Annotated in this window: 22 protein-coding genes and 1 riboswitch; of the genes, 15 read left to right on the forward strand and 7 right to left on the reverse strand. The window is 42.4% G+C overall.

Going from position 1 to position 24,857, the window contains the following annotated elements:
• Positions 1–292: 292 nt before the first annotated feature.
• A riboswitch (cyclic di-GMP riboswitch) is annotated at positions 293–378 on the forward strand.
• 63 nt (positions 379–441) lie between these two features.
• Positions 442–1,815: a hypothetical protein gene (locus tag AB4135_RS19750; protein WP_371995146.1), complete on the forward strand. Its 1,374-nt coding sequence runs from the start codon at positions 442–444 to the stop codon at positions 1,813–1,815.
• 278 nt (positions 1,816–2,093) lie between these two features.
• On the opposite strand, the gene ppiC is transcribed toward AB4135_RS19750, so the two are convergent.
• Positions 2,094–2,372: a peptidylprolyl isomerase PpiC gene (ppiC, locus tag AB4135_RS19755; RefSeq protein WP_248973011.1), complete on the reverse strand. Its 279-nt coding sequence runs from the start codon at positions 2,370–2,372 to the stop codon at positions 2,094–2,096.
• Between the two features lie 150 nt (positions 2,373–2,522).
• On the opposite strand from ppiC, the gene AB4135_RS19760 reads away from it, so the two are divergent.
• On the forward strand, positions 2,523–3,302 hold the full coding sequence (locus AB4135_RS19760; protein WP_371995147.1) for a CLCA_X family protein: 780 nt from the start codon (positions 2,523–2,525) through the stop codon (positions 3,300–3,302).
• 52 nt (positions 3,303–3,354) lie between these two features.
• Here AB4135_RS19760 and AB4135_RS19765 read toward each other — a convergent pair whose 3' ends face one another.
• Together AB4135_RS19765 and pyrC are read right to left on the reverse strand one after the other, a co-directional pair.
• Positions 3,355–3,699: a DUF3718 domain-containing protein gene (locus AB4135_RS19765; RefSeq protein ID WP_371995148.1), complete on the reverse strand. Its 345-nt coding sequence runs from the start codon at positions 3,697–3,699 to the stop codon at positions 3,355–3,357.
• 215 nt (positions 3,700–3,914) lie between these two features.
• Positions 3,915–4,952 (reverse strand): dihydroorotase, encoded by a 1,038-nt coding sequence (gene pyrC / locus AB4135_RS19770; protein ID WP_371995149.1) that lies wholly within the window; start codon positions 4,950–4,952, stop codon positions 3,915–3,917.
• A 276-nt stretch (positions 4,953–5,228) separates the two neighbouring features.
• On the opposite strand from pyrC, the gene AB4135_RS19775 reads away from it, so the two are divergent.
• The 5 genes from AB4135_RS19775 (at position 5,229) to AB4135_RS19795 (ending at position 11,547) form a co-directional block, all read left to right on the forward strand.
• A complete protein-coding gene (locus AB4135_RS19775) occupies positions 5,229–5,759 on the forward strand; it encodes a type II secretion system protein (RefSeq protein ID WP_371995150.1) in 531 nt (176 codons plus the stop codon).
• A 37-nt stretch (positions 5,760–5,796) separates the two neighbouring features.
• Positions 5,797–6,486, forward strand: coding sequence for a pseudouridine synthase (locus tag AB4135_RS19780; protein ID WP_371995151.1), 690 nt, complete (start codon positions 5,797–5,799; stop codon positions 6,484–6,486).
• A gap of 166 nt (positions 6,487–6,652) precedes the next feature.
• The gene (locus AB4135_RS19785) at positions 6,653–8,845 is read left to right on the forward strand and encodes a lipoxygenase family protein (RefSeq protein WP_371995152.1); all 2,193 of its coding nucleotides are present in this window, start codon (positions 6,653–6,655) and stop codon (positions 8,843–8,845) included.
• Positions 8,846–9,459: 614 nt separating this feature from the next.
• The gene (locus tag AB4135_RS19790; RefSeq protein WP_371995153.1) at positions 9,460–11,325 is read left to right on the forward strand and encodes a diguanylate cyclase; all 1,866 of its coding nucleotides are present in this window, start codon (positions 9,460–9,462) and stop codon (positions 11,323–11,325) included.
• A 39-nt stretch (positions 11,326–11,364) separates the two neighbouring features.
• A complete protein-coding gene (locus AB4135_RS19795) occupies positions 11,365–11,547 on the forward strand; it encodes a hypothetical protein (protein ID WP_371995154.1) in 183 nt (60 codons plus the stop codon).
• 144 nt (positions 11,548–11,691) lie between these two features.
• On the opposite strand, the gene AB4135_RS19800 is transcribed toward AB4135_RS19795, so the two are convergent.
• The gene (locus tag AB4135_RS19800) at positions 11,692–13,839 is read right to left on the reverse strand and encodes a cation:dicarboxylate symporter family transporter (RefSeq protein WP_371995155.1); all 2,148 of its coding nucleotides are present in this window, start codon (positions 13,837–13,839) and stop codon (positions 11,692–11,694) included.
• 573 nt (positions 13,840–14,412) lie between these two features.
• Here AB4135_RS19800 and AB4135_RS19805 point away from each other — a divergent pair.
• Positions 14,413–15,183 (forward strand): hypothetical protein, encoded by a 771-nt coding sequence (locus tag AB4135_RS19805; protein WP_371995156.1) that lies wholly within the window; start codon positions 14,413–14,415, stop codon positions 15,181–15,183.
• Positions 15,184–15,227: 44 nt separating this feature from the next.
• On the opposite strand, the gene AB4135_RS19810 is transcribed toward AB4135_RS19805, so the two are convergent.
• Positions 15,228–16,136: a LysR family transcriptional regulator gene (locus tag AB4135_RS19810; protein ID WP_371995157.1), complete on the reverse strand. Its 909-nt coding sequence runs from the start codon at positions 16,134–16,136 to the stop codon at positions 15,228–15,230.
• A 174-nt stretch (positions 16,137–16,310) separates the two neighbouring features.
• Here AB4135_RS19810 and AB4135_RS19815 point away from each other — a divergent pair, with 174 nt between their 5' ends.
• Positions 16,311–16,835: an NADPH-dependent FMN reductase gene (locus AB4135_RS19815; protein WP_371995158.1), complete on the forward strand. Its 525-nt coding sequence runs from the start codon at positions 16,311–16,313 to the stop codon at positions 16,833–16,835.
• A gap of 278 nt (positions 16,836–17,113) precedes the next feature.
• Positions 17,114–18,190 carry a LysR family transcriptional regulator gene (locus AB4135_RS19820; RefSeq protein WP_371995159.1) on the forward strand — a complete coding sequence of 359 codons (1,077 nt, stop codon included), beginning with the start codon at positions 17,114–17,116 and terminating at the stop codon, positions 18,188–18,190.
• Between the two features lie 27 nt (positions 18,191–18,217).
• On the opposite strand, the gene AB4135_RS19825 is transcribed toward AB4135_RS19820, so the two are convergent.
• Positions 18,218–19,198 (reverse strand): LysR family transcriptional regulator, encoded by a 981-nt coding sequence (locus AB4135_RS19825; protein ID WP_371995160.1) that lies wholly within the window; start codon positions 19,196–19,198, stop codon positions 18,218–18,220.
• 481 nt (positions 19,199–19,679) lie between these two features.
• Here AB4135_RS19825 and AB4135_RS19830 point away from each other — a divergent pair, with 481 nt between their 5' ends.
• The 4 genes from AB4135_RS19830 to nrfD all read left to right on the forward strand — a co-directional run bounded on the left by AB4135_RS19830 (position 19,680) and on the right by nrfD (position 22,287).
• A complete protein-coding gene (locus tag AB4135_RS19830) occupies positions 19,680–20,099 on the forward strand; it encodes a DUF2726 domain-containing protein (RefSeq protein WP_371995161.1) in 420 nt (139 codons plus the stop codon).
• Between the two features lie 83 nt (positions 20,100–20,182).
• Entirely contained in the window at positions 20,183–20,656 is a 474-nt protein-coding gene (locus tag AB4135_RS19835) for a nitrite reductase (RefSeq protein WP_371995162.1), read from the forward strand.
• Between the two features lie 9 nt (positions 20,657–20,665).
• The gene (locus AB4135_RS19840; RefSeq protein ID WP_371995163.1) at positions 20,666–21,349 is read left to right on the forward strand and encodes a 4Fe-4S dicluster domain-containing protein; all 684 of its coding nucleotides are present in this window, start codon (positions 20,666–20,668) and stop codon (positions 21,347–21,349) included.
• Positions 21,346–22,287: a cytochrome c nitrite reductase subunit NrfD gene (gene nrfD / locus AB4135_RS19845; protein ID WP_371995164.1), complete on the forward strand. Its 942-nt coding sequence runs from the start codon at positions 21,346–21,348 to the stop codon at positions 22,285–22,287. Before AB4135_RS19840 ends, nrfD begins: the two co-directional genes overlap by 4 nt.
• Before the next feature lie 111 nt (positions 22,288–22,398).
• Here the strand turns inward: nrfD and AB4135_RS19850 are convergent, their stop codons facing one another.
• Entirely contained in the window at positions 22,399–22,575 is a 177-nt protein-coding gene (locus tag AB4135_RS19850; protein ID WP_020914117.1) for a hypothetical protein, read from the reverse strand.
• A gap of 338 nt (positions 22,576–22,913) precedes the next feature.
• On the opposite strand from AB4135_RS19850, the gene AB4135_RS19855 reads away from it, so the two are divergent.
• Positions 22,914–24,686, forward strand: coding sequence for an ABC transporter ATP-binding protein/permease (locus AB4135_RS19855; protein WP_371995165.1), 1,773 nt, complete (start codon positions 22,914–22,916; stop codon positions 24,684–24,686).
• The last annotated feature ends 171 nt before the right edge of the window (positions 24,687–24,857 follow it).

Here is a 24,857-nt window from a genome sequence, read left to right on the forward strand (position 1 = left end):
GTTACGAGCTTTTCGTTTAGCCAGCTAAGCATCATCGCTCAAGCCTTGTACTAAAATAATTGAATTCGAACAAAAACTAAGCTCGAAAGATCAACAGCCCCTAAGAACTTAATAAAACAAATTCTCCAAAGTATTCCTATATCGAGGAGGAGCGTGCTCAGTTTGGTTCTTAAATTAGTGTTAAGCACTGGTCATGCTTATTTTGCATCATGAATCAATTTCATGTTGATTGACTGTGCCTGGTTGTAATTTAGTTGTAGCGATTGTGTAGCATATTTGCTTGGTGTAACCTCTCCGTATCTGGCAACTTTTAATGAAAATTATTAGGCGCAAAGCTACTAGCCTAAGTGCATTGCATAAGGTCGTGGGGTTGCATTCATAGGGACGTTTATACAACCTTTTTAAATTCCGCACAGCTGTGCGTTACGTTTGAGGTGATAAATGTTTGTTCAAAATCGATATCTACTAACTTTCCTATTCGCGTTGCTACTATCTGCATGTGGCGGAGGGGGAGATTCTTCATCTGAGCCTGAAATTACACCACCAAGCACCACACCTCCGCCTGCAACGACAACTTGTGTTAATCCCCATAGTGCAGAATATCCGAGTGAATACCTAGGTAAGTTTGAGCTTCCTGCGCCCAGAGGTGAGCTATCTAGCCACATCACAAGAGGTATTAGCTTTAAAGACTATGCTCCTTATTTACTCTGGGGTGGATTGCCGGAAAATCAACGAGGAAATTGCTCGCAAGATGAATACGTTAAGTTAATGTACAAACAAGCGTTACAAGCGATGAAAGCAACAGGCGTGCAAAGGACATGGTTATATAACTATGGTCGCTGGAACAGCTCGGGAGACGTTTGGGTGGTGCCAGAAAATGAATACAACCTGCCGAAGCCTTACATTGAGTACATTGTAAAACAAGCGGCAGAGCTTGATATCGAGATCTATTTTTCATGGCAGTTTACTACAAACAATATCCAGCATGAGCCACTACTTGAGCTCGGTGAAGTACTGACTCTGCAGAAGTTAAAACAAGTCATGGACGCTCATCAGAATAATATGATCATCCAAGCCAAGCATGCTCAAAAGGTTGGTATTAAGGGGATTGCCGCTGATTGGAATGCGATGAACATAAACCTGCCAACGGATGAGTTAAAGGATTACTACATCGATCGCTTTGCCGAGATCATTGATGACATTAGAGCCAATTTTGACGGAGAAATCGTATGGGGGCAGATTGGGTATGTGTTTAATGATGAACGCATTTTTTCGCGAGTAGATAGCTTACTGGTAAACGCGATGAACGCTGGTGGGAGCACCCAATTTACCACGGAAGAAAATGCTAATCTAACCCCAGAACTCATTAAACAAAAAACGCTTGAATCTCTTGAGAGCATGAAAACTCAAATTTACTGCTTGGACATTCATCAGCCTTGCTGGCACGGTAAATCTGATAGGCAGCTGCCTATTTCGGTGAACATTCAAGTGCAAAGCCGAGATGATTTTTTTCTATCAGGTTGGAAAGAAGATGGTTTTTGCACCAGCGGTCAGTTGGCTGACGGTAGCCAGAGTGAGTGTGTACAAGACACATTTGTGACTGACTTTTCAGTGCAAGCGATTGGCATCGAAGGCATTATGCGAGCCATTGCTGAGCAAGATACTTTTGAGGTAAACAGTGTCGATATCCATACAGGATATTGGTTGTCTGAAACACTGGTTCCCGGTAGTGAAGGTTTCCCCAATATATCACAATCAATTCGTGGCAAACCTGCAGAAGCAGTGCTCAATTATTGGTATACCGGTAAAGAGTAGCAAGCTAAAAGGAGGGCACTTTACTTGGCCATTGTTGCTAAAGTGTCCTTAGCTTTCCGTTAAGTCGGAGCTTCAAAAATCAATGCTCTAAGGTTTGCAAAAGGTGTCTAATTTCGCCGTAGAATTAAATCTAACCCGCTTGTTAAACCTTTATCCTTATGTTCTATAAAGCACCTTAGTAACATGTTCATTTCAATGCACTATCTCAAGACTTAATACGGAAATAATGTTTAAGGTGGTCGAAAACCATCTTACTATGCCTATGCAGACTCTAGCTATTATGTCCTGTAAAGCACCTTAATCACATGCCAGCCAAATTTGGTCTTGACTAGATGTGGTGTGATGAGCTCGCCGCTAAAGCAGACTTTATCAAATTGTGGCACCATCTGACCTCGCTTAAACTCGCCTAAATGGCCGCCTTTTTTACCCGATGGACAACTCGAATGCTTCTTTGCAAGCACATCAAATTTAGCGCCCTTGTTTAACTGTTTAATAATATCTTCAGCAAGCTCTTTATGCTTGACCAATATGTGTAGTGCGGCTGCTGTCTTTGCCATGTTTTGGCCTTTATTTTGTTGGAACTAATGTACTGATTATACCGTTTAAGCTAAACCCTTAGCTAGTGCAGAACACAGGCAGATATATAATCATATTGCTTTATAATGGGGGGAGACCTAAGCGCAGCAGTTACAAGAGTAGAGTTAATCGTGTTAAAAAATCGCAGTTATCGCCGTGTTGGCCCCGATTACCGTTTTGATGAGCAGGTGAGTTTTGTTGATATCAAACAGGTATTTGGCCTTGGGCATATACGTTTGGGTAAGTGGGTTGAAAATGATGAGCGTGATAAGGCGGCGAACCTTATTTTTGACTCTTTGGCAGACTTGGCTTTTATCTTAAAGCTTCCTCCCCAAGCTCTGGGGCTACGTGAAACGCTAAATTTAGCATTCGGTAGCGGCGGCCAAAAAGGTGTGCAGGCACATTATGCACCCGATAGACGTGAGCTTGCTTTAGCTAAAAATGCTGGGGCCGGCGCGCTGGCACATGAATTTTGGCATGCATTTGATCATTATATCGCGGATAAGTCATTTTATATTGCTGCGAGCGGTACCTCTTTTGCGAGTCATAGTTGGATTAATGATGTTAAACCCAGAGCGCATCCTCTCAATCAACGGTTAGAGCGAGTCTTTGCTGTGAGTTTGTTGAGCGAGAACGGCGAGGATGGTCATGAGTATGTTAGCCGAGCGATTGCATTAGATAAGCAATATGGCACGCAGTACTTTTCAAAGCCAACTGAATTAATGGCACGGGCGTTTGAGTCGTGTATTGAATCTTATGCTGATATTACTAATCCATACTTGGTGGATGAAACACTTCAATCATCACTTTTCGATGCTGGTGGCTACCCGAGCATTGAGCATCGACAGCAAATATTTAGCGCTTTAATTGAGTATTTTGAACCTTTAGGCAGGGCGCTGGCAAAGGAGTGAGGGTGAGCTAAGGGGGATGCTAAAGGCCATTCAAGCCTTTAGCTAAATAGCTTTAGAAGATTACTGAATAAAAACGGTCGTCGAGGTTATTCATTGCTATCGCTTGTTTTAATTCCGTATCATTCGTGTAGTTGGCAATTTTTTGAGCCACTTTGTTAGCGTCATGAGCCAAGGCAAAATCATGCAATGATTGGCCATTACAAACTAACTTTGGAAAAATCAGCTTTTTGTTTATGCGGTGTTGTTTTAGTGTGCGGTTAAACTGAACCACGCTATCTTTGGTTGTCGATTTGCAGACTGCAACAAGGCTTGCTTCCATTGTGGGGCTCATGGCGGCAGATGCACTGAATGTCAATACCGTTAAAGCTAATCCTGTAATTGTGATTCCCTTCTTCATACTTTGCTCCTAGTGCTAACGTAAGTTCATGAGGCAAACTATATGCTGTTTGCAAGATCGAGATTAAAACCGATACCAAGGGGGCAGGCTGTACGCCAATAGTATTAACTTGTCTTTAGCTGAGTAAGTTTCAATGATTACATTGTTAAGTAGAGCTTTCGATTGAGCATAAAAAAGCCCGCAGTTAGCGGGCTTCTATATTAACGCTTTTGAAATTAGACTGTTTTTACTTTCCAGTTAACTTCTTCTCCAGCGAAGAATGGCACTATTGGGTTACCGTTTGGCAAAATGATCTCAGACGGTACCGTCCAAGTTTCTTTTACTAGAGTCACGCTGCCAGTATTGCGCGGTAAACCATAGAAATCTGGGCCATGAGTACTGGCAAAACCTTCAAGTTTGTCCAGCGCGCCTAAATCGTCAAAAACCTGGGCGTATAGTTCTAATGCGCTCCATGCACTGTAGCAACCCGCGCAGCCACAGGCTGATTCTTTACGGTGTTTTTCGTGTGGTGCTGAATCAGTTCCTAAAAAGAATTTACTTGAGCCAGTGGCTACAGCAGCACGCAGTGCTTGTTGATGAGTGCTGCGTTTAAGTACGGGTAAACAGAAATTGTGCGGACGCACACCGCCAACAAGCAGGTCATTTCGGTTTAGCAATAGGTGTTGTGGGGTTATCGTCGCCGCAACATTATCAGCCGCTGACATCACAAAGTCGGCAGCATCTTTAGTGGTGATATGTTCAAACACCACTTTTAGCCCAGGGAATGCATCAACAATACGGGCGAGATAACGTTCAATAAAGAGGGCTTCACGATCAAAAATATCGATATGTGCTTCGGTCACTTCACCGTGAACCAGCAGCAGTAGACCATGCTTTTCCATCGCTGCAAATACAGGGAATAGTGCATCAAGTGCTTTTACTGCTGCATCTGAGTTGGTAGTCGCACCTGCTGGATATAGCTTAGCCGCAACAACTCCTGCAGCTTTAGCATCAATGATGTCTTGCTCAGTAGTATTGTTGGTTAGAAAAATTGTCATCAAAGGTTCGAAAGTCGAACCTGCTGGGCGAGCAGCTAAAATACGCTCACGGTATGCAATGGCAAGCTTGGCATCTGTCACCGGAGGTAAAAGGTTTGGCATTACGATAGCGCGATTAAATAATCTTGCTGTTGCAGGTACGGTCTCTTGCAACATATCTCCATCACGGAAATGAAGATGCCAATCGTCAGGTGTAATTATAGTTAGCTGCGTCATGTAGGGTTCCTAAGCGTTTACGACAAAGTATTAGGGAGCTTTATTATCTATTTTTGCGAGCGCTATTATGCCTGAAATCGTAATTGCTTAATAGGCACAGCGATAGATAACCAATAACCTAATGGTCTATAACCTCATAAGGTGCAGCACTTAAAAATGCTATTAGTTTACATAACGCTATATACCCTTTGCTGTATTGTGTTTAACTACCAGTTAAAATAGTGAAAGGCTGTCTCCCAAATAGCTAAATTTAACAACTTTCAGGATGGATAAAGTATGAGTAAACAAAAGGGATTTACGTTGATTGAGCTGGTTGTAGTTATCATTATACTGGGCATTCTCGCTGTTGTGGCTGCGCCAAAATTTATCAGTTTATCCCGTGATGCTAAGATTAGCGCGTTAGAGGGTATTGGTGCAGCTATGACCTTTGCTGCTGATGAAACTTATTTAAAAGCACAAATAGAAGGCGCAGCAGAGCAAGCCCGCAGCTCAGCGAGCAACCCTCCTTTTGTTGAGATACCTGCTGGGATTTTTGAACTGAAATATGGTTACCCTGAAGCTTGGCCCGAGAGTGGTCTAGGGATCCTTGATATGGTTGATATTGGCGACTCTATTGTGGTTTGCTTTGGCAGTGGTTGTGATAGCGCCAGTAACTCTAGTCGCGTTCAAATAGGATATGATCTCGTGCAAGGGGAGTCTTTACCTAGTGATGATGAAGCCTGTTACCTACGGTATAGTGAGCCCGGTGGTACTGGGGGGAATTCAGCTACACGATATACTGTGAGCTACTTAACCGATGGTTGCTAGGCCGTCGCCGTTTAATGAATGATGAGCTTCACTATGTATGCGTCTAGATAAGTTTTTATGTAAAAGCACTGACCTGAGCCGGGCTGCAGCTACTCAATGTATTGAGCTTGGAGAGGTGAGTGTAAACGATAGCATAGTCACCGAAGCTCGATTTCAGGTGCATGAGAATAATAGTATCCTTTGGCAAGGAGAGCGTCTTATCGCTCGGCCATCACGTTACATTATGCTGCACAAGCCACTCAACACTTTGAGCTCTAATGTCGACGGAGATTACCCTAGTTTGTTTCGTTGTATAGATCTAGATCGCGCAGAAGATCTGCATATTGTTGGTCGATTAGATGCTGATACCTCTGGTTTAGTGTTATTGACTGATGATGGTCGCTGGTCATTTGAAATCATTAGGCCTGAAAAAAACTGCCCAAAAACCTATCGAGTGACGCTGCGCGATCCCATTGCTACTGATGTGGCTGAAAAGTTCAGCGCTGGCATTCAATTACAAAATGAAGCAAATCTTACCGCTCCAGCAATGCTTAAGGTGATAAATGAGCGTGAGGTGCTACTGACGATTACTGAGGGGCGCTACCACCAAGTAAAGCGTATGTTCGCCGCTGTGGGGAATCGTGTCAACGGTTTGCACCGAGAACAAATTGGTGAATTACAGCTTGATGTTTCCGTGGGTGATTGGCGCTTTTTAACCGCTAAAGAGGTCGCCATGTTCTTGGCTTAGTTCGCCACTTTTGTTTGACCTATAGGGTTAAAATGTCGTTTTACCTAGTATCAAAACCTTTCATGATGAGAATAACTCGTTTGCTTGGGAATTAGCATAGCCTTAATTATCTATAGTTCATACAAATTTAGATATTTGTCATACTAACAGATAGATAGGGTTATATATGCTTCAGGTTAATCGCACGACTCCGATACTTCCACAATACGACACTGCCGAAAATCAAAAGCTGCGGAGCTTTGAGTTATCGTTATCAAAAACCGAATATAACTATATGTTTAGTTACTTAGAACCGTTACCTATTTCGGCTAGCGTCCCAAAAGGTGAAGGGTTTTCCGCTGAATATGAGTTTATGGTTTTACAGACCTTCATGCCATTGGTTAATAACTTTAAGCACGTGGTCGTGAGCTTATTGAAGCAAGAAATTATCGACGATCTTCCCACAGAGGTAATAGCCTCTATTGATAAGGTCGAGACTGCCTATGCTGAAATTAAACAGCAGATAGATGGTGAGCATCATAGTCGGTTAAATATGATCAAAGATATCTCAGAATTCTATAAGTTATTGCAGGCTTTATCTCGGGTTCCAAAAGAGCTAGAAGCCGCTATACGTGGTATTGCTCAAGTTCCTGCTGATGTATTAAAACTGGTGTCAGGTTTAGAGGTGGTTTTTAGTGACTTTGAAAAACAGGGGGCAACCGCCTTTTTGAAAAGTACTCTTTATGAGACCTTAGCGACTTCAGGTGGGCGGAATTACTTAACAGCAAAAGCCGATTCAAGTTATCAAGATATTCTGTCACTGTTACCGACACCACAGAATTTAGCTATTGAAGCATTAACTTGGATGCCAAAGTGCGCAGCAACGGAACATTGGCAACAGGATTGGTATTTTGGTTATATGCAAATCGCAGGGTTCAATACCACTAATTTGAAAGGCGTTCAGTTAAGTAATAGTTTTGCTAAAAATGTCATTGTGCTGGCTGATCTGCTGCAAAAAGTACCGTTAACTGACGCCATGTTACAGTCGGTGATTGGTGATCCTGAAATGAGTCTGTCGTTAGCCGCTGATAAAGGGTTGCTCTATGCCGTTGACTATGAACAGTTTGCAGATATTGAAGGCAGTCAGTTACATGAGTTAGAGCGCTACCCAGCGGCGCCAATAGCTGTCTTTTACTGGAATAATTCGCCTAAGCCTGAAAGTGGTTACCCTATCAGTGGTGCAATGCAACCTGTTGCTATTCAGTTAGCGCAACAACATGATAGCGAGACAGCGCCTATTTACACTCCGAACGACTATTTTGCTAATGGTGACAGCCATCGAAACAAGTGGGCTGTCGCGAAGAGCTATATTCAGAATGCCTGTGCGATACAGCATGAAGTGGTGGCTCACCTTGGTGCCTGTCACTTAACGGTTGAGCCGATGATTTTGGCGGCTAACCGACAATTGCCAGCGGCCCATCCTATACATGTGTTATTAAAGCCTCATTTTCGATTCACCATCCAGATAAACGATAGTGCCATTCACAGCTTAATTGTACCTGGAGGCGTTGTTGCATCTGTCTTGTCACCTGATCATCAAAGTGTGGGCAAAATATTGGTTGATGCCCATGATAAGTGGCGCTTTGATGAGCAGTTGCCAGCTAAATTGTTTGAGCAACGAGGGGTGAGTAATATAGAGCTCAAAGACTTTCCTTTTAGGGATGACACCTTAGACAATTGGCAGGCAATTGTTGGCTTCGTTAAAACATATCTGGCTTTGTACTACCAAGGCGATAATGACGAGCAGAGGCTGCAAAGCTTGTTGCAAGATACAGAGCTGCAAGGTTGGGTTAATGAAATGGTTAATCCTAAATATGCGGGGATTAAGGGGATGCTTGGCTTGGTAGAGACTGGTGACTCTGCAATGCCATTTAGAATTGAGAGTTTTGACTATTTAGTGCAAGTGGTCTCGCTGATTATCTATACTGCGAGTGCGCAACACGCCAGTGTTAATTATGCACAATACCCTTTGATGTCATACATACCTAGTGTGTCAGGTACCTTATACGCTAAGCCGCCGAAAGCCAGTGATACGCTTGCTGCAGATAGTCATCTAAATTGGTTACCGCCACTGGATGTCGCGCTTTATCAAGCTTCTTTTGGTTACTTATTGAGTAATGTACAGTTTGATAAATTGGGGCATTATAGTGCGGATCCACGTCAAAGTTATTTTGTTGACCCACGGGTAGCGCCTTTAGTTACTGCTTTTCAAATGGAGTTAAACCAGGTCGAAATGGAAATTTACCAGCGTAATAAAACTCGACCTTTTCCATATTTATTACAGTTACCTTCGATGATCCCTAATAGCATCAGCATCTAATAGCAATTCCATTAAGGATATGCTTAGTTCAGGACTTTCTCAGGGCTTTCAATTTAAGGCGCGTTGGTAAAGAAATAGCTATCCCTTTTGATGAGACAATGCAACGTAGCAGTGAAAGTCCTGAGGCGCTCACTACGTGCGGCTGATATTTAAGGCATGGTAAAATCACTTAATACAGCGGATGTGACATTCGATATACGACTAAATGGTCTATTTTGTTCCATACAAAATAAGACATTCCAGCCCTCCTTGGCAGTCAGATTAAGGAAGTACGAGACCAAGGATGGTCGAAGGTAGAATAATGCAGGCGCAATTATCGAGAGCGGAGCTGGATGCCAGAGTCGAGAATAACGATTAGCGATAAACCACTGACTTGTCTAAAGTGATTTTCCCCCCCGCTAAATGAGCAACTCTTTATTGAGGTTGCTTGACTCATTACTGACAGGTCTTGTTGCAGAGGGCTCTGCTTTAGCTGAAAAATAATCATGATTAGCCTATCGTTGTGAGTACTATGTTGCAGCATGGTTTATTATTGTTCGATTCGCTGTTGGTGATTTTGTAGACGATCATGGTTTAGGCAGCTTTAATTAAACGGAATAAAATGGAACAACGACATGTTGCGGCTACGCATTTCACAATTAATTTGCTTGTTTTACTTGTTGTTAATAGGTAATGCATTAGCAGTAGCAGCGCCGCTACCTGTCATAGAGTTAGCGTCAGGGTTTGAAAAAACAGCCACCGCAGATCAATACCAATACCTAGATGATCCCTCTTTAGCGCTTCACATTGATGATGTCGTGCGATCTCAGCAATGGTTATCCCCGGAGCCTGGCGTGACTAATAGGGGGTATTCTAACGCGTTGTCTTGGATGCGTTTTTCGATAAAAAATAATAGCTCAACTTCAATGCCGCTAGTGCTGGAATATATTGAATCCTCAGTGCAAACTCTTGACCTATATTATAGGGACGTTTCTGTTCAGAGTGCATTTTCGCGATCTACTTTTAATTTTTCAGCAGCGGTAAATGATCGCGCTGTTTCCTTCTATCGCCCTGCATTTAACATTGAGATTAACGCCGGACAAGAGATAGAGGTATATATCAGATTGATGCAAGGGACTGACTTTCCTATGCATAGTTTTACTGCATTCAATATTTGGCAAGAGCAACAATTCTATCGTGCATCGCATATCGAGATCGCGCTGTTAGTCGCGCTGTTTTGTACCGAGATTTTTATGGGGCTAGCAACCTTAGTGGTGTATTTAGCCACCAGAGATCGAACCTTTTTATACTACAGTTTATTTGCTATTTCGGTTACTTCTCTGTTTGCTGGGCTCAGCGGGCTTTGGGGGTACTTCGTCGCTGTTGACGGTTACAAGCTGTGGATGGTGGTTTTACAGATCAGTGTCTGTCAGTTGGCCGCACTGATTTTTGTCCGTAGTTTCCTCAATATCAGATTGCACTCGGTTTGGGTTGATAATGCGGTTTGGCTATTAATATTGCTATCCTTGATTGGCATTGTCACTAACCTCGGTGGTTATCCTTATTACTCGCGATTATTTATCGACAATATTGCACTTATGTATATTTTCTTTATACCGATAGGTTGGTATTGTTGGTACAAAAAAGTACCTCATGCACTGCTGTTTACCTGTAGCTGGGTTGTTTTCATTTTAGGCATGTTGCTTGCCTCTATGCGATTAAAAGGCATCATTGTTGACTCTTTTTGGGCACAGTGGTTAATCTACATTGGCGGCTTTATTGAAGCGATATTGTTGATCTCCGTACTCGTGTTGCGCCTCAGAGATCTGCAACGAGAGAAGATAGATATAGAGTTAACTCACCGAACTCACTTAGCCACTGCAGCTAGAGAGCTGTCTGACAAAGTTGAAAAGCAGACGCAATTATTGCGAATAGCAAAAGAGAAAGCGGAGTATGAGGCACGAGTCGATATCTTGACGGGGTTAACCAATCGACGCGCTTTTATGGAGCAGACGGAGGTTATTGCCAAGCAAACTAAAGCTGGCGTTATTTCAAAGATGCACTGTTTAATGTTAGATATTGATTACTTCAAGAAAGTTAATGATCAATATGGGCATGCTGGTGGCGATAGAGTATTGGTGGAGGTGGCCTCCTTATTGAAGGGGATTGTCCGGGAAACAGATATTGTGGCTAGATTAGGCGGTGAAGAGTTCGCAGTGGTGACGTTAGACCATGATGTGATGGAAGCATATCAACTTGCAGAGCGCATAAGGCTTGCAATAGGCCATTATCAGTTAATGTTTGAACAGCAGCTTGTTCGCTTAACTATCTCAATTGGTGTCGCTTCTTGGCGCGCAGGAGATGAGATAGAAAATATGATACAGCGAGCAGATATGGCTCTTTATAAGGCAAAAAACTCAGGTCGTAATCAGGTGATATTGTACGACGGTGACAATCATCAGCCACAAATCACAGAAGGTTACTTTTTAGATGCGCGTTAATTGCGCTAATTGAGTCGTACAATCAAGTGGAGCCATAGTATGTTTAAACGGTTAAAAACACCACTGTGGAAACTTTTTTGGTTATGGACTTTACCTGTGCTACTCGTTTTCCAGTTAATCTGGGGAGTGATATTTAAAGGCTTGACTCAGCTTGATGGCTTTAGTGCTTACTCGCAAGTTATTCTGGTTAAATTGGTGCTTGAGTTACTTATTTATCTATAGTTGCCGCTCTATTTCTATCGAGCGACAACAAACGTTAATCGTAATGGTTACCTTCTCATCACTCTGTTTTTTGCCATTCTTTTTGGTTTAACCGCCAAAGGGCTTTTAGCTCACTTTGTAGAGTAATATTCAAGTAGCAGATTTTTATTCCACCCAATGCAAGACATCACGCATAATCGACCAGCGCGGTTTTTTCTCTACAGCCCCTTGCCCTAGCATCCAATAGTTATAGATTTTATCTTGGTGACCATCGACTTTACGAAGTCGCTGCCAGTTGTTGACATAATTGAGCAGGGATTGATTTGATTGTGCCACTGCATAAGCGACGGGGTAGCGAGATTTGCCCTCAAGTAACGCAATGCCGTAACCAGGGAAGAACAGTGTCCAAGCAGAGCCTGCTTGGGCGCTAATCACCACCGCATCATACTTGTTCTTTTTCTGCCTAAAAAAGTTTTTGTAGCCATCAATTTTAACGAACTTTACATTGGGTGCTTGTAATCGCGCATCTTCGACTGCATCACTATGCTCAACATACGCTATGGTTACCGGCCCCATATCGAGAATTTTCTTGTTACTCTTAAAGGTGTTAACTAAATGGTCTTTGGTCGCTATTGCGAGGTTTAATTCTAGTACTGGATCGGCATAACTGAGGGCATCCATCTGCTCGATATCCATGGCTAAACCAGACATGGCTATATCGAAAAAGCCTGCATCTAATGCCGCCGCGAGTTTGTTTTTTCTAAACGGAATAAACTCAACTTTTACATTGAGATCTTCGGCTAACTTGGTTGCCATAGCGGTATCAAAACCAACCAAACGGCCCGAATTGTTGTAATAACTAAAAGGCACATTACTGGGAATATAACCTACCCTGAGTAAACCCCGGTTGCGGATTTGTGTGATACCAGCAATCGCTGATTGTGGCGTCGAGCCTAAAACTGGGAACTGCTTACTCACTTTTGTGGGAACTTTATCTGCCACCTGCATATTGGCGATGACACCGCTGGTCGTTTCCGGGCTATGGATAAACATTCCCATACCAACACGACATACGACGAGTGTAAGCACTAAGCTGACACCGATCCCTAGCCCCATTTTTATCAATTGTGGCGCTCTTACCTTAAGGCTTTTCTCAAATAATGCTGCGGTAAGTAGTGTCAGAACAAATAGATTCATCACTGCGGCAATAGAGTTGAATTTACCCGTGATGAAACCAGACATGACAAATAACTGGAACAAGTCCGAGGGTAAGTGAACCAGGTCGAGCATAAAGGGGATGGCGACATATACGCTGCCAAACAAGGATAAAAGTCCACTAATAGAGAGTGACGGAATGCTGCTCACATCCACTGGCGTGCCATTAAACCAACCAGCAAATAACACAAACAAAATAACGGTTAACTTGCCGATATTTGGGAAGGTAAAGGCAATAGGCACCAAAATTTCTATTAACGTCGCGCCATCTTCACTTAGATTGTCATGCTCACGCATGACTTGCTTACACTCTTCTACGATGACGGGGATCACAATGAAAATGTTACCGGTAGCAAACGCGGTAACTAAGCTGGCCTTAGATATTCTTAGTGCTTGGGCAAAAGTGACGGGAGTTAAAGAGGCGACAATCCAAGGTAAAATCCAAAACGTTAATAGTAAACACAGTACAAAGTAGCTAATTAAATATACCTGCATGCTGGCAAACTCATCGACTCCCATTGTTCCAGCAGCAGAGGCTGACATTGCAAAAATACCGATAGGTAACACTTTTACTAATCCACGAGTGATGCGGGAGAAGATCTCTGAGCAAGTATGCATAAAGGTTAAAATTTGTTGTTTGTTCTCACCTTGCATGCCGATAAGTGCAAGCCCCATGGCGATACTAAAAACCACCATAGCGGGAACGTAACCATCCGCCATAGATTCAAACGGATTGGAGGGGATATATAGCTTGAAGTAGTCGATTGGTGTAACGGGTTCGATGCTGCTAGTACTAAAGAAAGACGCCGACTCTACCATTGGGAATGAAAGCGGCATCAATGCTACTGTGAGTAAACCTAACCCCCAAAGCAGCAGCATAATAATCCCTGCGCGGCTAAAAATAAGTTTAGCGGTGTTTTTTTGCAGTTTACCTATACCACCTACTAGAGATACGACGATGTATGGCAGTACTGTCATCTGCATCAGTAAAATGACACTGGTACCTATAGTACCCATCCAGCCAACCGATTCACCAAAAAAAAGACCGATGGCAAAACCAACAAACATAGCCACTAACATCTGGGTCGAGCTCGTCATTGCGAGTACTTTTTTTAGCACAGATTCCATCCATTATTATTTTTGATTGGTTTCAATTTTATATTCTCAGAGCGCAGGACTTAAAACGTCAAGCTTAGTCTGTAAAAACGCCAATAGTAGAATTATTTTTAGTACCAATTAAAGCCGTGGCTAAATTAGTTAATCGTTCGCTAAAGAGTACTGCTTAGAGGGTAATTATAGATATAGAACGGTTTAACTTTAAAGTAAATATTTTAAAGTTTTACGATGACTATTAACAAACTGAATTGTTCAAAGCGCCATTCTGTTTATTAGCTAAAACAGTCTGATTATTCTTCAGTACTCGCATTGTAAATAGCTGTTCTCTTGAAATATGCCTTAACGTATTAAGATTAGTTTTTCTATCCATATTGCCAGTTGAATGATCCTTAAAGCCCTTGTTTTTTAGGGGGTGTGATGCTTAGCCAATTCGCATGTTTGCTAATAGTTGCTAGGCTTTAAGCGTAATTATGTTGGCATCTCTTACACTCAGAACTCCTCTTTATCTATTTTAAATACCTTGATGCTGACTCACTCACTGAAAGGATGATAGGAATGAAAAATATTCTATTAAAGATAGTTGTTGGCTGTTGGTTGCTGACAATGGGCTTGAGCAACGCGGCTTTAGCTGCTCACCATAAACCAGACTCGTTAGCAGATGTATGGGTTATGGTGCCTAATCAAGGCCAGCAAGCTGCATTTGAAAAGGCGTTTATTAAACATATCCAGTTTCGAGCCAGTAAGGGCGATCCTAGAGCGTGGAAGGTTTACCGCCCAGCGATTGGTACAGGAATGGATAGGTATATCATTCGCTATTGTTGTACCAAATGGAATGACGTTGATGGTTATCAAAAGTGGCAGGCTGATAACAAAATTCTCGACGATTGGTATGCGAATGTGGCGCAGTATATCAATCATTACGAGCACTTTTATAGCCGCATTGATATGAAAAATAGCCACTGGCCGAAAGATAGTAAAGGGTTTAAGTATTTTGCCGTGACAAACTACCAAGCGAAAATGGGCAAAGCTAAATCGATTGCGGATGGGAAAAAATTACTCAGTGATAATGCTAAAGCGATGAAGTGGCCCTACCTATGGTCATGGGGCAATGCAATTGGTGGTAAAGGGGGGTTATCTCTTGTCATCCCTTATAAGAATTATGCTGAGATGACGCCACCGGATAAGTCATTTTCAGAGGCTCTAGCGAGCCATATGGGGGATGAAGCTAAGGCAGGGGCAGTGTTAAAGGCTTGGTCTGAGAATTTTCACTCGACGACCTACACGGTTTATCGAATAGTCGATGAGCTGTCGATGAAAGACAAGTAGTGTTAATTGAAGAAACACGTAATAAAGCCGCTTTTGCGGCTTTATTATTTTACAATTTCTGCTAACCGCTCAGCTGCCAGATCGATAAATGCTCTCACTTTTGGTGATAGGTGTTTTCGGCTAGGGTAGATCACATACACATCAACAGTCGTTGTAGGAAAGTCTTCAAACAGTAATTCGAGTTCATTGTCTTGCAATGCGTCGCGCATATAAAACATTGGCAGCCTAGCAACGCCATGTCCTTCCATAACCATCGCGAGCTGCATATGACCATTATTGCAGAGGATTTTAGGGCGTACATCAACAACGAATGGTTTGCCATCTCTATCCATATAATCCCAACGGCTGGGGGATTTCAAATTGGAATAACAGATGCCATTATGAATGGCTAGCTCTCGTGGATGATAAGGCTTTCCGTGACGGGAGATATACGCTTTAGAGGTCACGGTATAAGCTTTACAGCTGTATAGCTTGCGGCAGATAAGGCTAGACTCATCCAAATGCGATGACGCTCTGATAGCTAAGTCATAGCCGTCAGCAATCACATCAGTGCGTTTATCGCTTAAATCTAACTCTAGGCTGACATTGGGGTAAAGCTGCAGGTATTCAGAGATAATAGCTTTGAGGTGAGCCTGAGCAAAACCGATGGGGCAACTTAGTTTAAGCACACCTTTAGGGCTTACTTCGTGCTGTGTTATCAAGCCTACCGCGAGCTCAGCATCGCTGATTAATTGCAGGCACTGCTGATAGTAGGCGTCACCTTCAGGGGTTAAGCCAATTGAGCGGGTAGTGCGGTTGAGTAGCCTTACACCAAGCCTAGCTTCGAGCTTATTGACCTCTTTGCTCACATATGAGGTTGAGTGACCTAGTGCATCAGCAGCAGCTGAAAAGCCGCCACTCTTAACTACTTGGGTAAATATCACCACCCCGTCAAAAAGTTTATTGATAGTCATATGGAAATAGTTATTATCAATTCAGGTTATTAATTACTTATGAGTTGTAATATACACTGCTCCCTATCGAGTTGTCGCTCAAAACTTAGGCTTGTTGCTATTGGTTACGCTGACAATTTAACGCTTTTACGCTGTAGGATTAACTGCAGAGACAAGGGAATAGAGGATCAGAATATGAAATTATTAGCATTTGCCGCAAGCAGCAGTAGCAAGTCAATCAACAAACAGTTGGCAGTGTATGCCGCTTCACTGGTTGAAGACGCAGAGATTGAAATACTAGATATTAATGATTACGAGATGCCTATTTTTAGTCAAGATCGAGAGGAGCAGCTGGGGCAGCCTGAACTCGCACAGCAATTCTTTGCTAAGTTAGGTGAAGCGGATGGGATTATTATCTCATTTGCCGAGCACAACGGGTCATATACAGCTGCCTACAAAAACCTGTTTGACTGGACTTCACGTATCGACATGAAAGTCTTCCAGAGCAAGCCAATGGTAATGCTTGCTACATCACCAGGTCCTGGAGGCGCTGCTTCAGTTCTGGCAGCAGCGACAGCATCTGCTCCATACTTTGCTGCTGACGTAAAAGGCAGTTTGTCTATTCCTAGTTTTTTCGATAATTTTGATGTGGAGCAGCAAACACTTAGAAACCCTGAATTAAAAGTCGCACTGGTTGCTGCGCTTGACGGACTCAAGTGAAGGGCTAGCGGTTTGAGTTAACTGAAGTAGTCTGATTTTGATAGTCAGACTATTTTTGTTGAAGTTATGACAGAACTTCCTAAAGTTTATAGTACCCATCTTACGTTTTTTATTGGTCGTATTGTGACCAGTTGCGCAGTATTGTTTTTGTTCAAATGCTAAAAGTTGTCGTTGTATTTGATGTTTCGAGTCGGTCTAGCCTTTGTGGTTTTGGTTGCTGGTTACATATTATTTGGGTTGGTTTACCCATGGCAGGCACTGGCACAAGGATAAGACTAATGTTGAAGCAAATCAGTCGTCTCGATTATTTCACCTTGCAGGTTTTTATTGGGCTGGTTGATTTAAAAAATGGCAGTGCAGTGGCTGCTAAGCTCAGCACCAGTCAATCGAAAGTGAGTCGCGCCCTGACAACGATGAGAGATGTATTGGGCGATGAGCTTTTTGTTAGGCAAAAGTATGGATTTGAACCGAATCAGATTGCGTTTAAAATCACACCTATGGTGCGGATCATACTAGAGCAACTCGATAAAATTATTGAAACCACCTTAGATAAAAAAGATGCACCTTATGAGCTCACTTTTGCGGCCAACGAGCACTGGTCGCTCGCGGTGCTTAATTGTATTCAACAGTCGTGCCGCTGTGTTGCGGGTGGGGTTTATGTCAATGTACAGCCTTGGTCTGAAACCGTCAGCCAACGTCTATGCCAAGGAAAAATTGATTGCTCTATCTCTATTGAGCCAGTGAATCACCCAATGGTAACCGATACTAAAATAGGTGATATCAACCACTTCTTTATTGTTGCTAGGACTGGACACCCTATTTTAAGTTCAGTTGATCCGCTTAAGGCTATCTTTGATTACAAAATAGCATTAGTTAATTCTAACCTTCAATCCCATCAATTGCATCGCATTGAAGAGTACGCACAAGCTGCTGATATTGGCATTAAAGTGGTGCTTAAAAGCCCGAGTGTACGCATGGTTGTTGACCATGTGAGTATGACTGATGATGTCGCCATTTTGGTTTCTGCTATGACTTATTATTATTTTGAAAATAGAAAGGACGTTGATTTCTTAGATATCTCGAATGCATGGCGAGCGACTCAAGCTTTAAAATCTGACAGCTACTATTTGCATAGCCATCAAAGTGTCATGCCACCAATGGTTAACTGTTTAAAAAACTTATTGGGCGACAAACTGATTGAGATGCAGAGCCACTTCGACAACATCAATAGCAGTAATAACTCCTCCCCTCCTTTAATGACGTGTTGCACTCATAATGATTGCACAGCCACTAAATGTAACCTTGACTGCTTGCAACGTACCTGCGCAACTGCCGACAGGAGCGTTGTCGAGTGAGGTTTGAGTGCAATAACTCACCGACAGTTAGTGCAGGCTGTGGCTAACAATACGGTTAATCGTCTTGCTTATCCCATCTAACGTGCTTGAAGGGTTTGACTTCGCTTTTACTAAGTAAACGGTAGGGTGAGGTTGAGACAAGTAGAGACGGTTGGTCTCCACTTCAGATAAACAACACACATGCAAACCTGGTAACAGGTTACTGTGCTCATAAACCTTGCTGTAGGGGAGTAATGCTAAGTACTTCGTCTGTGCGAGAATAGGTTGTAAGTCGTGAAAACTCAGGTTACTTTCAAAATTATCGGTATTGGCCAGTCGGCATTGGATATGATGTTGTTGGCAATAAAATATAAAAGGATCGACAGAAGTCGGAGTCGCTAAGTCTTGTGCGCTGACATAGGGATAGTCAGCAATGCTATCTAACTCCAAATCTCGTTTTAGAATAGGGTGCAAGGCGTCACTTACAAGGTACATATGGTTTAGCTTTTGCAAAGGGGTTATCTCTAATGCGTTGGCATAAAACTGCAGTAGTTCATGATTCGATTCTGTGACAATAGCAATATCTAAGACTCCAGACTCTATGTCTGCAAAGGTATTAATTGATTGAGTCTGTAGCTTATAACTTACATGAACTTCAGATTGCTCAATAGCTTGACTAAGCTGCTGATGAAGGTGTTGAGCGAGCATATCGCTGGCAAATATATTGACTTGCTGACTACCCAAAGCTGTTGCAGATGTAGATAGCTGTTGTAAATGATCTGAACACTGTAAAAGTTCTTTCGCGATAGGGTAGAGCTGTTGAGTAAACTCGTTTGGTATGAGTCCGTGTTTCTTCCTAATAAATAATGGATTATTAAAAATGATCCTTGCATTTTGTAAGCAGCGACTTACTTTTGGTGCAGGAATATTCATTTTCTTTGCAACGTATGTTGCCGAATGCTGCTCATATAAATTAACGAGAATGCTAATGCTAAGTATGTCTAGATTTTCAATAGTTATATTGTGCATGTTGAACCCCTCACTATTTCAATCGTTAATATTAACCATACAGCAATTGCTATGTTCGGTAAAATAATAATTGATTGTGTTGGTCTCATTTATTAATATGTATTCCGCTGTTTTAAATGTCAGCGTTAATATTTGCGTTGTTCTATTCTTTTTGTTTATCCATTTGTATTTTAAGTCTTTTTTTTGGTTTTGTTTTTGGGTTTGTTATTTGGTTTTCTATATTCTGATAACTTAATATCTACTTTGTGAATATCTGTAATTATTAATATTTATAATTGGTTGTGTGATAGCGTATTGATTTTTATATGATGGTCTTTATATTTGTTGCTAACAACTTTTTTAAGGGGTAATAATTGTATCGAAAGTTAAAAAGTAAGTAAGAACTTGGAGGTTTATTATGAATGCCACAGTGATATTCAGTTATGCTTTTATATACTTTGTTTTATTTCTGATTGTTCCTCTTGTAATCGTAACTTTTGTAATGACATGCATTAAGTTTTTTAAAGCCAGTGAAGTTGAGATGGTCGGTGCTGAAATTAGTATTAAGCCTCATCTGCTTGACAAAGAGTCGATGCTTTTTTTGAAGAGTTTAAAGACGATTGCTAATAAGCGCTACGACGTGCTTTATGGGGCATCATTGGTCAATGTTGTTGATATTGACGATTCGGTGAGGAACCACGAAGAGGTTGAAGACTTTATGGAGCACTGTCACCTTGATTATGTTGTTGTCGACAACGAGTCCTCTTCAGTGAAGTTGGTGATTAGTAACCCCGATGAAAGCTCCCCTGAGCAGGCTAAATTTGTTGAGAAGTGCTTAGACTATATTGGTGTGCAATTCATCAAATTAGATAAACACCAACAGTGCGATGAAGCCCTAATAAAGACCGCGCTTGCCGCATAATCTAGTCCGACCGGCGCCAAATAATCAAATTTGGCGCTTATCTCTTATCCTTTGCTGTTCACCTACTGGTGTAAGGTTTTGTGATGTCATTGACTAACCGTTACGGCGTTTCTGTTATCTATATCATTTGGTTCCTGCTCTTGTGGTTGAGTTTCCCAGGCTTCCCTGTTGCCGCACAAGTGAGAGATATCGACACTAGCCACTGTTTAAAGTGTCACAAACGCAACGGCACGATGCTGGGTTTACATGCAAACCAAGGTCTCGCTATTTCCTGTGAAGATTGCCATGGCGAAAAAGGTAACCATCCTAGAAAAGGTTCCAAGATCATCGCTTATGGCATGGAGAGCGATACTGAAGTAAAGATACAAGTGCAGCAGTGCCTAGCTTGTCATGATCATGAAACGCTTGCGCTGGCGCATTGGACTCATAATGTGCACGCGACGCGAGTGTCTTGTGCCCAATGTCATCAACTTCACAGTGAAACAGATCCGGTTTTAATACTCGTCGGCCCTGCAATGAGCCAATCATGCGCTAAATGTCATCAGAATAATCATTAGGAGGCACCGGTGGATACTTCAAAGAGAAGGTTTCTAAAAGGTTGTGGTGCTGTGATTGCTGGGGCTTCAGTGTATTCAATGACACCGCAGCCACTCGCTAGAAATGCAGCAGTGGAAAGTGAAGTTAAATATGCAATGTTACATGATGAGAATCTCTGCATTGGCTGTAATGCTTGTGAAGACGCTTGTCGAGAGGTAAATCAAGTTCCTTTGGGGGTGTCACGAGTTAACATCAAGCGCAGTGGCCCTTATGGTGAATATCCTGAGCAAAGTTATCGGTTTAGCCGCCACTCATGCCAGCATTGTGAAGCAGCACCTTGTGTCAAAGTATGCCCGACAGGCGCCGCCTATATTGATAAGAAAACGGGCATTGTTGCTGTAAACGAAGATCGCTGTGTAGGTTGCCAATACTGCATTGCAGCTTGCCCTTATCAAATACGTTTTATTAATCCGATAACAAAAGTCGCTGATAAATGTGACTTTTGCCAGCAAAGTCAATTAACTCAAGGGTTACAGCCTGCTTGTGTGTTGGCCTGCCCAACAGAGGCTCTGATTTTTGGAAACCTAAAAGCTCCAAACTCAGCATTGGTTAAGGCGCTTAAGTCGAAACCCACTTACCGACAAAAGGTTGATTTAGGTACTCGGCCTAAGTTATTTCATGTGCGAACGGTTGATGGGGAGATAGTATTATGAGTGCTTTTCACTTTGATGGCCTAGTTTGGCATTGGCCTATTGCGATTTACCTTTTCTTAGCTGGCTTATCGGCTGGAGCAGTCTTTTTTGCCATTATGCTAAAGCATTTTAAGCTGGCTGAAAGGGCATATTTATCCCCCTTTGTGCAAGCTGCTGCCATTATTGCACCAATTGCTGTTTGCGCCGGTTTAGGCATTTTGGTGATAGATCTGACCAAGCCATTAGCATTTTGGAAAATACTGGTGTTTTACAACACCTCGTCAGTGATGTCGATGGGGGTGCTTGTACTGTTGGTTTATCAGCTAGTGCTTTTTGCCTGGATCGGCAGTGTATTTAGTGTGCCGATAATTAAATGGTTAGATGGCCGTTTTCATCTGCTTGCTAAGTGTTTAACGCTGCTGGCTCATCATGAGGATATCATCACTGGCGTGCTGGTCATTTTGTCGTTGTCTCTTGGAGCCTATACCGGTTTCTTATTGTCAGCTCTAATTGGCTTCCCGTTATTAAATAACCCGGTGTTACCACTGCTATTCTTAATTTCAGGGCTGTCTTCTGGGGCGGCGGCGACGCTTTTAGGAGGGGTATTGATGCGTGGTAACCCTAATGGCACTGAAGTGAAATTTATACACCGGATTGAGATCCCAATGATCTTAATAGAAATTATGCTGTTATTTACCTTTTTTGCGGGACTAATTCTTTCGGGAGGGCAAAGTCAGGTTGCGGCACTTAATGCTATAGGAGAGGGATTTTGGGGCTGGATTTTTTGGGGGGGAGTGGTTGGTGTTGGATTAACTTTACCTTTAGCCTTTAATTTATGGATGAAGGTTTCATCCGAACGTAAATTTACTTACGTTGCCGTGACCGCCAGTTTTAGCTTGATTGGGGTACTGCTATTACGCAATTTTATTTTGTACACAGGACAGATGACAGGCGTGTAAAGAGGTCGCCTTTTACACTCTAGCAAAGGTTATAATACATAAAAAAGGCTGTTCACTTCATGTGAGCAGCCTTTTTTATGTTCGATGAAAGCAAAATCAATAATAATGTTGTTATTTTTGATTTTGCTCCATAAGGTATTCATTGGCTTTTGCTAAGCTGCCAAATGAAGCAATTAGATTGCTTTGACCTTTTTCTTGGATTTCAGGGTTTCCAGATTGGGTCATCATCCATATCCATGTTTGGATGAGTGGTAAAGGTGGATATTTTTGATTGGATGAATCCAACATACTTGCATCCCTTGATAGTTAATTTGAACCGAGCATTTCGATGCCCTTGGCTCTGTTTACTCTAAAAATTGCAGTTAAAGAAAGTATCAAACTCCTACTAGTTGGGTAACAATGTTTGCACTACTTTAAGCAATATCTTGAGGCATCAATGGGTGAATACCTATTGCGACCAAAGATAATCCCCATATAGCGCTAAAGTAGTACTTTTTGTGGGCTGTTATCAAGCTTTAATTTAACAAAATTACCACAGCTGTTACGTATGGTCTGGCTCTGAGTCATTTTTTCCGCACTCAAGCGTTGACCTTTAATTTGTAAATTTTTATTTATTGGAAGTAATCATGCGCCCCTCTTTATATTTTGATGGTCCCGTTGGAAAACTCAATTGGCATGTCTTGAAGCTGCTTTGGCCATACTTGTTAGAGTTTAAACAAAGGGTGGGGTTGGCACTGTTATGTCTAATCGTGGCCAAAGGGGCGAGTGTCGGTTTGCCGTTTGTGTTAAAAGCGCTGGTTGATGATCTGACCCTTGACGGTAAGAGCGCTCTTTTAGCTGTACCTGTTGGCTTAGTGGTTGCCTATGGCGGTATTCGACTGCTAAACACCATTATTTCAGAGGTCAGAGATACGCTATTTGGCAGAGTGACTGAACGTGCAATACGGCGTTTAGGGATAGCAGTATTTGAGCACTTGCACCGACTTGATATGGCTTTTCATTTAGAAAGGCGCACAGGTGGTCTGTCTCGTGATATAGAACGTGGCACCAGTGGTGTGAGTTTTTTGATGCGTTTTATGGTGTTCAATATCGTACCGACGTTGTTAGAGATTGTCTTGGTCGTCGGCATCTTATTTTATAACTATGGTGTAGGTTACGCTGCCGTCACACTGCTTTCAGTGGTGGCTTATGGTGCTTATTCTGTGGTGGCTACCGAGTGGCGCACCGGTTATGTCAGAGACGCAGCCAAAGCGGATTCCGTTTCTAACACCCGCGCAGTAGATAGTTTGCTTAACTATGAAACGGTAAAATATTTTAATAATGAGCAGTATGAAGCCAACCGCTATGATTGTGCATTAGCAGATTGGGAAGAAGCTAAACGTAAGAACCGGTTGTCATTGTTTGCCCTTAATGCGGGTCAAGCTTGTATCATCTCAGTGGCGATGACCGTCATGCTCGCGATGGCGGCAAATGACGTTGTTCATGGCGTCATGAGCATTGGTGACTTTGTACTGATTAATGCATTTATGATGCAGCTGTTTATTCCGCTTAATTTCTTAGGTTTTGTCTACCGGGAGATCCGTGGAGCATTTGCCAATATTGAACGCATGTTTGGGCTGTTAGATAAAGAACCGTTGATCGAAGATAGCGCTAATGCAAAAACTGAAAAACTAACCAAAGGCGAAGTATCATTTAAACAAGTGAGCTTTAGCTATGATAGTCGTCCAATTCTTGATGCCGTCAGTTTCTCAGCGAGCTCTGGTCAAAAGGTCGCTATTGTCGGCGACAGCGGTGCAGGTAAATCAACGATCGTAAAGTTACTGTTTAGGTTTTACGATGTTGAGTCAGGCGCTATTCGTATTGATGGCCAGGATATTCGAGAATTAAGTCAAGACACGCTCAGACAAGCCATTGCGATTGTGCCGCAAGATACAGTGCTATTTAATGACACATTAATTGAGAATGTACGTTATGGGCGCCCCTCTGCTACAGATGCCGAGATAGCTAAAGCGATTGAGATGGCGCATTTAAGTCAATTTATTGAAAGCTTACCTGAAGGCGGCGAAACCCGTGTTGGTGAACGTGGCTTAAAGTTATCTGGCGGCGAAAAACAACGGGTAGCAATTGCTCGGGCAATTTTAAAAGGCTCACCGATCCTTGTCTTCGATGAAGCGACATCCTCACTGGATAGTCATTCCGAGCAAGCCATTTTAACAGCGCTGAAAGAGGTCGCCAAAGGCCACACGAGTTTAGTCATTGCTCATAGGCTATCGACAGTGGTTGATGCAGACCAAATATTAGTGCTTAGTCAGGGAAGAGTCGTTGAAACCGGCACCCATACAAGTTTGCTAAATGCTGGAGGTTTATATGCAAAACTTTGGCGTATTCAGCAAGAGTAGTTAGCGGAATAGATTGTTATACCAATTCCACCAAAGATGTGATCAATTCAGAGCTTTCTCAGGGCTTTCAATTCAAGGCGCATTGTGGAAGAAATGGTTATTCCCTTTTAAGACAATGCAACGCAGCAGTGAATGTCCTGAGAAGCTCACTGCGTGCGGCTGATGTTTAAG

This window comes from Shewanella sp. 10N.286.54.B9 (assembly GCF_041468565.1).
GTDB lineage: Bacteria > Pseudomonadota > Gammaproteobacteria > Enterobacterales > Shewanellaceae > Shewanella.

Bases quoted from the DNA above. Each gene is read 5' to 3' on its own strand.
- AB4135_RS19765 (WP_371995148.1), bottom strand. From the start codon at position 3,699: ATGAAGAAGGGAATCACAATTACAGGATTAGCTTTAACGGTATTGACA.
- AB4135_RS19820 (WP_371995159.1), top strand. From the start codon at position 17,114: ATGTTGAAGCAAATCAGTCGTCTCGATTATTTCACCTTGCAGGTTTTT.
- AB4135_RS19780 (WP_371995151.1), top strand. From the start codon at position 5,797: ATGCGTCTAGATAAGTTTTTATGTAAAAGCACTGACCTGAGCCGGGCT.
- AB4135_RS19850 (WP_020914117.1), bottom strand. From the start codon at position 22,575: ATGTTGGATTCATCCAATCAAAAATATCCACCTTTACCACTCATCCAA.
- AB4135_RS19830 (WP_371995161.1), top strand. From the start codon at position 19,680: ATGACATGCATTAAGTTTTTTAAAGCCAGTGAAGTTGAGATGGTCGGT.
- AB4135_RS19815 (WP_371995158.1), top strand. From the start codon at position 16,311: ATGAAATTATTAGCATTTGCCGCAAGCAGCAGTAGCAAGTCAATCAAC.
- AB4135_RS19825 (WP_371995160.1), bottom strand. From the start codon at position 19,198: ATGCACAATATAACTATTGAAAATCTAGACATACTTAGCATTAGCATT.
- AB4135_RS19785 (WP_371995152.1), top strand. From the start codon at position 6,653: ATGCTTCAGGTTAATCGCACGACTCCGATACTTCCACAATACGACACT.
- AB4135_RS19805 (WP_371995156.1), top strand. From the start codon at position 14,413: ATGAAAAATATTCTATTAAAGATAGTTGTTGGCTGTTGGTTGCTGACA.
- ppiC (WP_248973011.1), bottom strand. From the start codon at position 2,372: ATGGCAAAGACAGCAGCCGCACTACACATATTGGTCAAGCATAAAGAG.
- AB4135_RS19775 (WP_371995150.1), top strand. From the start codon at position 5,229: ATGAGTAAACAAAAGGGATTTACGTTGATTGAGCTGGTTGTAGTTATC.
- AB4135_RS19790 (WP_371995153.1), top strand. From the start codon at position 9,460: ATGTTGCGGCTACGCATTTCACAATTAATTTGCTTGTTTTACTTGTTG.
- nrfD (WP_371995164.1), top strand. From the start codon at position 21,346: ATGAGTGCTTTTCACTTTGATGGCCTAGTTTGGCATTGGCCTATTGCG.
- AB4135_RS19750 (WP_371995146.1), top strand. From the start codon at position 442: ATGTTTGTTCAAAATCGATATCTACTAACTTTCCTATTCGCGTTGCTA.
- AB4135_RS19795 (WP_371995154.1), top strand. From the start codon at position 11,365: ATGTTTAAACGGTTAAAAACACCACTGTGGAAACTTTTTTGGTTATGG.
- AB4135_RS19835 (WP_371995162.1), top strand. From the start codon at position 20,183: ATGTCATTGACTAACCGTTACGGCGTTTCTGTTATCTATATCATTTGG.
- pyrC (WP_371995149.1), bottom strand. From the start codon at position 4,952: ATGACGCAGCTAACTATAATTACACCTGACGATTGGCATCTTCATTTC.
- AB4135_RS19810 (WP_371995157.1), bottom strand. From the start codon at position 16,136: ATGACTATCAATAAACTTTTTGACGGGGTGGTGATATTTACCCAAGTA.
- AB4135_RS19800 (WP_371995155.1), bottom strand. From the start codon at position 13,839: ATGACGAGCTCGACCCAGATGTTAGTGGCTATGTTTGTTGGTTTTGCC.
- AB4135_RS19855 (WP_371995165.1), top strand. From the start codon at position 22,914: ATGCGCCCCTCTTTATATTTTGATGGTCCCGTTGGAAAACTCAATTGG.